Below are 6,824 nucleotides of genomic sequence, written 5' to 3'. Positions count from 1 at the left end.
GGCGGCGACGCGGAGCGTCGGCAACCGACGACAACGCCGCAGATGGGCGTGCCACACCCCCGCGTCCCAGGCAAGATCCACCGGACAGGCCCTAGCGATGACCGGCTCCCGCCGGATCAGACCGCGACCGGCTCCCGGTGGGCCCTCGCCGCGAGCCGTGCCTCGGCCCCGGCGAGCCCGACCACCGCGACGAGCAGCAGCGACGTACCCGCGACCGTGGCCGCGCTCAGCCGTTCACCCAGCACCGACACCGCGAGCAGCGCCGCGCTCACCGGCTCAAGGAGCATGATCACGGAGACGGTGGTGGCCCGGACGACGGCCGCTCCCGCGAAGTAGAGCGCGTACGCGAGCGCCGTGGGCACCGCCGCCACATACAGCAGCAGCGCGAGCACCCGGACCGGGTCGACCGTGTGCGGCAGCAGTCCTTCCGCGCCCGCCAACGGCAGCAGCGCCACCGACGCCACGGTGAACGCCCAGGCGGTGGTGGTGGCGGGGTCGGCCGCCTGGCCGTCCCGGCCGAGCCACCGGGTGAGCAGGGTGATCCCCGCGTACCCGGCCGCCGACAGGAGCGCGAGCAGCACCCCGGCGGGGCGGACCGAGCCGCCGCCGTTGCCGAGCACAAGCACCGCGAGCCCGGTGAGCGCCCCGGCCACCGCGGTCAGCCCGGCGCCGCCGATGCGCTCGCCCATGGTGAGCCGTGCGCCGAGCGCGATGAGCACGGGACCGGCGCCGAGGGTGACCACGGTCGCCACGGCGAGGCCGGTCGAGGCGACGGCCGCGAAGTAGGCGCTCTGGAAGACCGCCAGGCCGATGCCGTTGCCGAGGATCCGTAGCAGCAGCCTGCCGCGCGGTTCGGCGACGGCCGGCGCCTTGCGGCGGCGTATCGCCCGCGCGCCGAGCAGCAGCACGAGGCCGCCGACGCAGCGCCAGAAGGAGAGGGCGAGCGGGCCCATGTCGCTGGCGCCGAAGACCAGCGCGGCGGCGCCGCCCGCGGTGCCCCAGGCGACTCCGGCGAAGACGAGATAGAGCAGGCCACGCCCGACGGGCAGGCCGGAGGAATCGTTCGACACGTACGTACTCCGAAGAGGAAGACGGGAAAGGTCGCATGCCTGGAGTACGCGGGCAGCGACGAACCGCTCGGGGACTGCCCGAGCCCGGTCTTCGTCTGGGGTGCGGCCGCCCGCGTTACGCGGCGGGAGGCGGCAGTACGGTCGAATGCATGATCGTCACCTTACGGCGCGGTCTGTCCCGCCGACAACCGGCCTTCGGTGGCGGGCGCCGGGCGCCCCTCCCCACCGGCGACCGGCCCGGACGGCTCCTTCGGGGCCGAGGACTGCGCGATGAAGGCGCCGACCAGGACGACCGCGCCGCCGACGATCTGCGGCGCGGCGAGGTGCTCACCGAGCAGCACCCACGCCAGGACGGTGGCGATGACCGCCTCAAGACAGGCGACCACGCCCGCCACCTGCGGTGACAGCTTGCGCACCGAGATCACCCCGGTGACGTACGCGATGACCGTCGCGATCAGCACGATCCAGCCGAGCAGCAGCGCGGCCGGCACCTGGGTGCCGTTCATGTCGGCGCTGCCGCCGAGCACCGACCAGTCCATCGACCAGGGGCGGGCGACCAGGGTGAGCAGGACGGATCCGATGAGCAGTCCGTACGCGATGACGCCGAGCGGGTCGGGCGCGTCAGCCGCGTCGCCGCCCTGGTCGGACAGGACGAAGTAGCCGACCTGGCAGCAGGCGGCGCCGAGCGCGAGCAGCAGGCCGAGCACGTCGAAGCTCAGCCCGGACCAGATCTGGACGACACAGGCGAGCCCGCCGACGGCCAGGACCACGCCGACGGCCGCCGCCCGGGTCACCGGCCTGCGCTGCACGAACCGGACCCAGCCGAGGACGAGCGCGGGCGCCAGGTATTCCACCAGGAGCGCGACGCCGACGGGGATGCGGGAGATGGCCGCGAAGTAGCAGGCCTGCACTCCGGCGACGGCCAGCAGGCCGAACCCGGCGAGCAGCGCGGGGCGGCGCAGCAGCAGGCTCCGGTGGCGCCAGGCAACCGGCAGCATGACGAGGGCCGCGCCGGTCACCCGCAGCCACACCACGTGCAGCGGGTCGAGGCCGGCCTCGATCAGCGGCTTGGCCGCGACACCTGAACCACCGAATGAGAACGCCGAGGCCAGGGCCAGTCCCAGGCCGACGTTTCTCCCCTGAGACGCCTGCATCGGCACATCATGACAGGAGAAGTCAGCACCGTCACCCCTGTGACACCTGTCGAGACAGCGGCTCCTCGGCGAGCCGCGCGCACAGGGTCTCCGCGTCGGCTCCGGCATGTTCCAGGACCTCGACGGCACGGCACGCGGGGTCGGCCGCGAGCGCCGCGAGCAGGTCGGTGCCGCGCACCCGCGACTGCCCCCGGGCGGCCGCGCGCGCGAGGGCGCTCTCCATCGCGGTGACCGCCGACGGCGACCAGCCGGGCTGGGTGAGCAGCGGGATCGCGCCGGAGTCCTCCACCGAGCCCTGCCAGCGCAGCCCGTATCCGATCGAGCGCTGGACGAGGTAGCCGAGCACCCGGGCGACCTGCGCCCCGCCGTCGAAGGCGGCCCGCACCTCGGGGTCGGTCTCCAGCAGCGAGTGCAGCAGATGGGCCGTGTCGATCTGCCGGTCGCCGTCGCGCAACGCCCGCCTGCGGGCACCCGCGACCACCGAAGCCATCTCGTCGGTGAGGCGGGCTTCGAGATCCGGGGCGGCGGGGACCGGGGCCGGTATCCGCGGGAGGGGGAGGTGCACCCTTCTACCCCATCAGGCACGGGCGCCCAGAACATCCCCGCTCAGAAGCATTCCGCATCCGACGTTGGGTGGGGACGGCTGACCGGGTTCTCCTCCTTATGGATGAGATTTGCGGTTTTACCCCTCGGGGGCGCACACCGCCCACACGTACGCCCTGCGAGCAACCACACCGCCGCCCCACACGTCCCCTCCCGTACGAAACAACAGCCGCCACGGCAATCGCGGGAGGGGCCCGATGTGCTGGATGGTCGCTCTGCTCGCCGAGGACGGAATGCAGTACGTGTACCGGGTGTACGCCCCGGGCGACGCCCTGCGCGCCGATCTGTTCTGGGCCGCCTTCCACTGCCACGACGAGTCCGCGCGCCCGCGCGCGTCCGACCTCTTCGACTCGGCGCAGATATGGGCGTTACCGGTGAGCGGTTCGGTGATCTGAGACCACCCGATCTGACGGTCCATCAGTATTGAGTATTCACGGCACCCCGGCTACGTTCCGCGGCACGTTCTCGAAACGCGTCCCGATGCGCGTTCTCGACTCGGAAGGGGTGGTCGCATGGCCGAGGTCAGCGCCGAGGCACGCCTGGAGGCTCCGCCGGAGAAGGTCTGGGCCCGGTTGACGGACTTCACCACATACGGCGAGTGGAACGCCACCCATACCGGCTTCCCCCAGGGCGGCCCCGAGAAGCTGGAGCTCGGCGCCACCTACGCCGAGAACATGAAACTGATGGGCTTCCCGGCCGAAGTGACCTGGACCGTGGACGAGTTCGAGGCGGGCCGGCTCCTCGGCATCAAGGGCAAGGGCCCGATGGGAGTGAGCGTCGGCAACCGCTACACGCTCACGCCCGACGGGAACGCGACCGTCGTCCGCATCGAGGGCGAGTTCACCGGCCCGGCCGTCTCGCTGATGGCGGGCAAACTCAAGGACTCGGCGACGGCGGCGCTCAACGAGTCGCTGCGGGGGCTCGGCGCCTTGGTGGCCTGACCGCCCGAGTACGTACAGGCAGGACCACGGATGCGTACAGGCGGGCCCACGTATACGGGAAAGCCCCGCGATCTCACGATCGCGGGGCTTTCGGCGGCCGACGGGTTCAGTCCTCGTCGGCCAGGATCAGATACAGCTTCTTACGGGCGTCGTTGATGACCCCGAGCGCCTTCTGGCGCTGCTCGGCGGTGCCGGTCTTCCAGACCTGGCCGAACGCCTCCATCAGACCGAAACCGGCCTGCCGGATCTCGTTCATGCTCTCCCAGTCGACTCCGCGCCCGACCTCTTCCCACGGGGCCTCGGACCCCGATTCGGCCTCCGTGCGCCCGGAGTCGGTCAGCGTGAACAGCTTCTTGCCGCCCTCGCTCTCACTGGTGATCAGCCCCTCGTCCTCAAGGAGCTGGAGGGTCGGGTAGACCGAGCCGGGGCTGGGCTTCCACGCCCCGCCACTGCGCTCGCCGATCTCCTGGATCATCTCGTAGCCGTGCATCGGCCGGTCCTTGAGGAGGGCCAGGATCGACGCGCGGACATCCCCGCGCCGGGCCCTTCCCCGCGGACCGCCCCGGCCACCGCGGCCGGGCCCGAACGGTCCGCCGCCGAAGCCGGGACCGAAGGGACCGAAAGCGGCACGCCGCCCCTCGAAGTCACCCCGACCGCGATGGTCGGGTCCGTGCTGTCCGCACCCATGTCCATGTGAACGCATCGCTACGCTCCTTCCATCGTTGATCTGTCGCGATGCCTCAACGATATATCGGGACTGTTCTTTCGGCAAGGCTCCACCGAAGCCTGACGGAACATGCACCGTTCGCGAACGGGCGATTACTTCTGGTTGCCGGTGGAGAGGCTTGCTGTCTCAGTTGGTCAGCGTTGGCCAGCGGTGACAGGGGGGTGCGGTGTCCGGATCAGCCAGGTGCGGTGAGGGGGGTGACGGGCCGGGGGATGGGCCGGACGGCCGTTCAGGAACCCGGAATTCGTTACGGGTGCTGGTCACTGATCTGGACGGCACGCTCCTTGGCGGTGATGCCGGGCAACGTCGGGAGCTTCGCGAGGCGCTGGACCGCCATCCGGAGATCACGGTCGTGTTCGCGACCGGCCGTTCTGTGCCCTCGGTCCGTGAGGTGCTGCAGGACTCGTTCGTGCCGAGCCCGCGCTGGATCATCGCCGATGTGGGGGCCAGTGTCGTCGACGGCGACGACTTCACCCCTGAGCCCGTTCTGCAGGAGTGTCTGCGCAGCGGGTGGCCTGGTGCGGGACGGGTCCGCGCGGCGCTCAGCGGCTTCAGGGCGCTCACCTATCAGCGGGTGCCCCAGGAAGGGCGATGCTCCTTCTACCTGCGACCGCAGTATCTGACGGCCGAACTGCGCGCGGCGGTGGAGGAGCTCGGCTGTTCCTGGGTGTACTCGGACGGCCGGTACTTCGATGTTCTGCCACCGCGGGCGGGTAAGGGCAGTGCGCTGGCACTGCTGGCAGCCAAACAGGGCTGGCCGATGGAGTCCGTCCTTGTCGCGGGTGACTCACTGAACGACGTGTCCATGCTCAGGCTCGGCGCGCACGCGGTAGTGGTGGGCAACGCCGAGCCGGCCTTGCGTCAACGGGTGCCGCCGGGCGCCAGGGTGCAGCACACCCACGAGGAGGGCGCGGGAGGCATCTTCGCGGCCTTACGCCGTCTCGGCTGGGTGAGCGGCGTTCACCGGCTGGTGATCGGATACCACCGTCCTCCCGCCCAGTGGACCGCGGGCGGCTGGCGGCCCCCGGTGAGTCCCAATGGCATCCTGCCCGTCCTGCGTCGCGTCGCCGCCGGCACGGCGGACGCCGTGTGGGCGGCCGCCGCGGTCACCGGCGACGCCACGAGCCCAACGGCCCCGCTGGACGGCCGTGGCACGGGACTGCCACTGGCCCTGATGCCGCTGTCCTCCGCCGACTGGGGCGCTTACTTCCACCGGGCGTGCAAGGAAGCGTTATGGCCCGTCCTGATGTCCCGGCCCGATCTGATGCGTTTCGACGCGTCCTCCTGGGGCCGCTACGAGGAGGTCAACGCCCGCTTCGCCCACCACATCGCGGCCCACGCCGCACACGGCGCTACGGTCTGGCTCCACGACTACAACCTGTGGCTTGCTCCCGCTCTGCTCCGCCGGAGCCGCCCCGACCTGCGGATCGGGCTGTTCCACCACACCCCTTTCCCCTCGCCCGATGTCTTCGCCGCGCTGCCCACCGCCACGCAGGTCCGCGCGTCGTTGTCGGACCTCGACTGGGCGGGCTTTCACACGGACGCGTTCGCCGCCAATTTCCGCCGCACCATGGCCGGCTCCTCGCGCATACCGTGCACCGGCGTTCATCCGCTCGGCATCGACCGTCGCGCGGTCGAGGATCTCGCCCGTGCTCGCACCGCAGCCCACCGGGGCGGCCGGACACCCTCCGGTCAGCTCGTCCTGTCGGTGGAACGCCTCGACTACGCCAAGGCACCGGTGGAGAAGACCGAAGCCCTGCACCGGCTTCTCTCCCGCCACCCCCACCTGCGGGGCCGACTGCGCTTCAGGCTCGTATGCCCCCCGCCCGAACCCGGCATCCGCGCCTACGACGCCACCCGCCGCCTCCTCGAACGGCGCATCGCCGCAGTCAACAGCACATGGGGCACTGCCGACTGGCGACCCATCGACTACCGCCCCCGTGCTGTGCCGTTCACCGAGGTGGTCGACCACTATCTGCAAGCCGATGTCCTGTGGGTGACCTCTCACTCGGACGGCATGAACCTGACCGCCAAGGAGTACGTCGCCGCCCGCCACGCCGCCGGCATGCCCGGCGTCCTGGTTCTGTCACGGCATACGGGCGCCGCAGCCCAATTGGGCGAGGCCGCCCTGCTCACCGACCCCCGCGACGCCGAGGACCTGGCTCGCACCCTCCACCGGGCGCTCACTCTCCCGCTCGCCCGACAACACGCTCACCTGGAACGCCTCGCCGCGCTCCTCGACCGCCACACCCCCGCCGAATGGGCCGCACAGGTCGTCGCCGACATCAGAAGCCGCACAGGAAGCCGGTGACCCCACGATCCGTGTGGC

General features: G+C 71.3%; 7 protein-coding genes. 3 read left to right on the top strand and 4 right to left on the bottom strand.

From position 1 onward, the window contains the following. Positions 1–116: 116 nt before the first annotated feature. The 3 genes from ACGFRG_RS36310 to ACGFRG_RS36300 form a co-directional block, all read right to left on the bottom strand. Positions 117–1,070: a DMT family transporter gene (locus ACGFRG_RS36310; RefSeq protein ID WP_393271014.1), complete on the bottom strand. Its 954-nt coding sequence runs from the start codon at positions 1,068–1,070 to the stop codon at positions 117–119. A gap of 161 nt (positions 1,071–1,231) precedes the next feature. Continuing rightward, the gene (locus ACGFRG_RS36305) at positions 1,232–2,224 is read right to left on the bottom strand and encodes an EamA family transporter (protein WP_361425927.1); all 993 of its coding nucleotides are present in this window, start codon (positions 2,222–2,224) and stop codon (positions 1,232–1,234) included. A gap of 31 nt (positions 2,225–2,255) precedes the next feature. Then, positions 2,256–2,789, bottom strand: a complete 534-nt coding sequence (locus tag ACGFRG_RS36300) for a Clp protease N-terminal domain-containing protein (protein WP_393271011.1) — start codon at positions 2,787–2,789, stop codon at positions 2,256–2,258. A 235-nt stretch (positions 2,790–3,024) separates the two neighbouring features. Here ACGFRG_RS36300 and ACGFRG_RS36295 point away from each other — a divergent pair, with 235 nt between their 5' ends. Together ACGFRG_RS36295 and ACGFRG_RS36290 are read left to right on the top strand one after the other, a co-directional pair. Further along, complete coding sequence (locus tag ACGFRG_RS36295) at positions 3,025–3,222, top strand: hypothetical protein (protein WP_361425930.1); 198 nt, start codon at positions 3,025–3,027, stop codon at positions 3,220–3,222. Positions 3,223–3,339: 117 nt separating this feature from the next. Then, positions 3,340–3,768 carry an SRPBCC family protein gene (locus tag ACGFRG_RS36290; protein WP_393271009.1) on the top strand — a complete coding sequence of 143 codons (429 nt, stop codon included), beginning with the start codon at positions 3,340–3,342 and terminating at the stop codon, positions 3,766–3,768. Positions 3,769–3,874: 106 nt separating this feature from the next. Here the strand turns inward: ACGFRG_RS36290 and ACGFRG_RS36285 are convergent, their stop codons facing one another. Next, on the bottom strand, positions 3,875–4,471 hold the full coding sequence (locus ACGFRG_RS36285) for a PadR family transcriptional regulator (RefSeq protein ID WP_393271006.1): 597 nt from the start codon (positions 4,469–4,471) through the stop codon (positions 3,875–3,877). A 277-nt stretch (positions 4,472–4,748) separates the two neighbouring features. Here ACGFRG_RS36285 and ACGFRG_RS36280 point away from each other — a divergent pair, with 277 nt between their 5' ends. Further along, a complete protein-coding gene (locus ACGFRG_RS36280; RefSeq protein WP_393271003.1) occupies positions 4,749–6,806 on the top strand; it encodes a trehalose-6-phosphate synthase in 2,058 nt (685 codons plus the stop codon). Positions 6,807–6,824 lie beyond the last annotated feature (18 nt).

It is taken from the genome of Streptomyces sp. NPDC048696 (assembly GCF_043198895.1).
GTDB lineage: Bacteria > Actinomycetota > Actinomycetes > Streptomycetales > Streptomycetaceae > Streptomyces.
This window is presented reverse-complemented; position numbering and strand designations above follow the sequence as displayed.

Coding starts and splice junctions, on each gene's coding strand:
- ACGFRG_RS36295 (WP_361425930.1), top strand. CDS start 3,025: ATGTGCTGGATGGTCGCTCTGCTCGCCGAGGACGGAATGCAGTACGTG.
- ACGFRG_RS36290 (WP_393271009.1), top strand. CDS start 3,340: ATGGCCGAGGTCAGCGCCGAGGCACGCCTGGAGGCTCCGCCGGAGAAG.
- ACGFRG_RS36305 (WP_361425927.1), bottom strand. CDS start 2,224: ATGCAGGCGTCTCAGGGGAGAAACGTCGGCCTGGGACTGGCCCTGGCC.
- ACGFRG_RS36285 (WP_393271006.1), bottom strand. CDS start 4,471: ATGCGTTCACATGGACATGGGTGCGGACAGCACGGACCCGACCATCGC.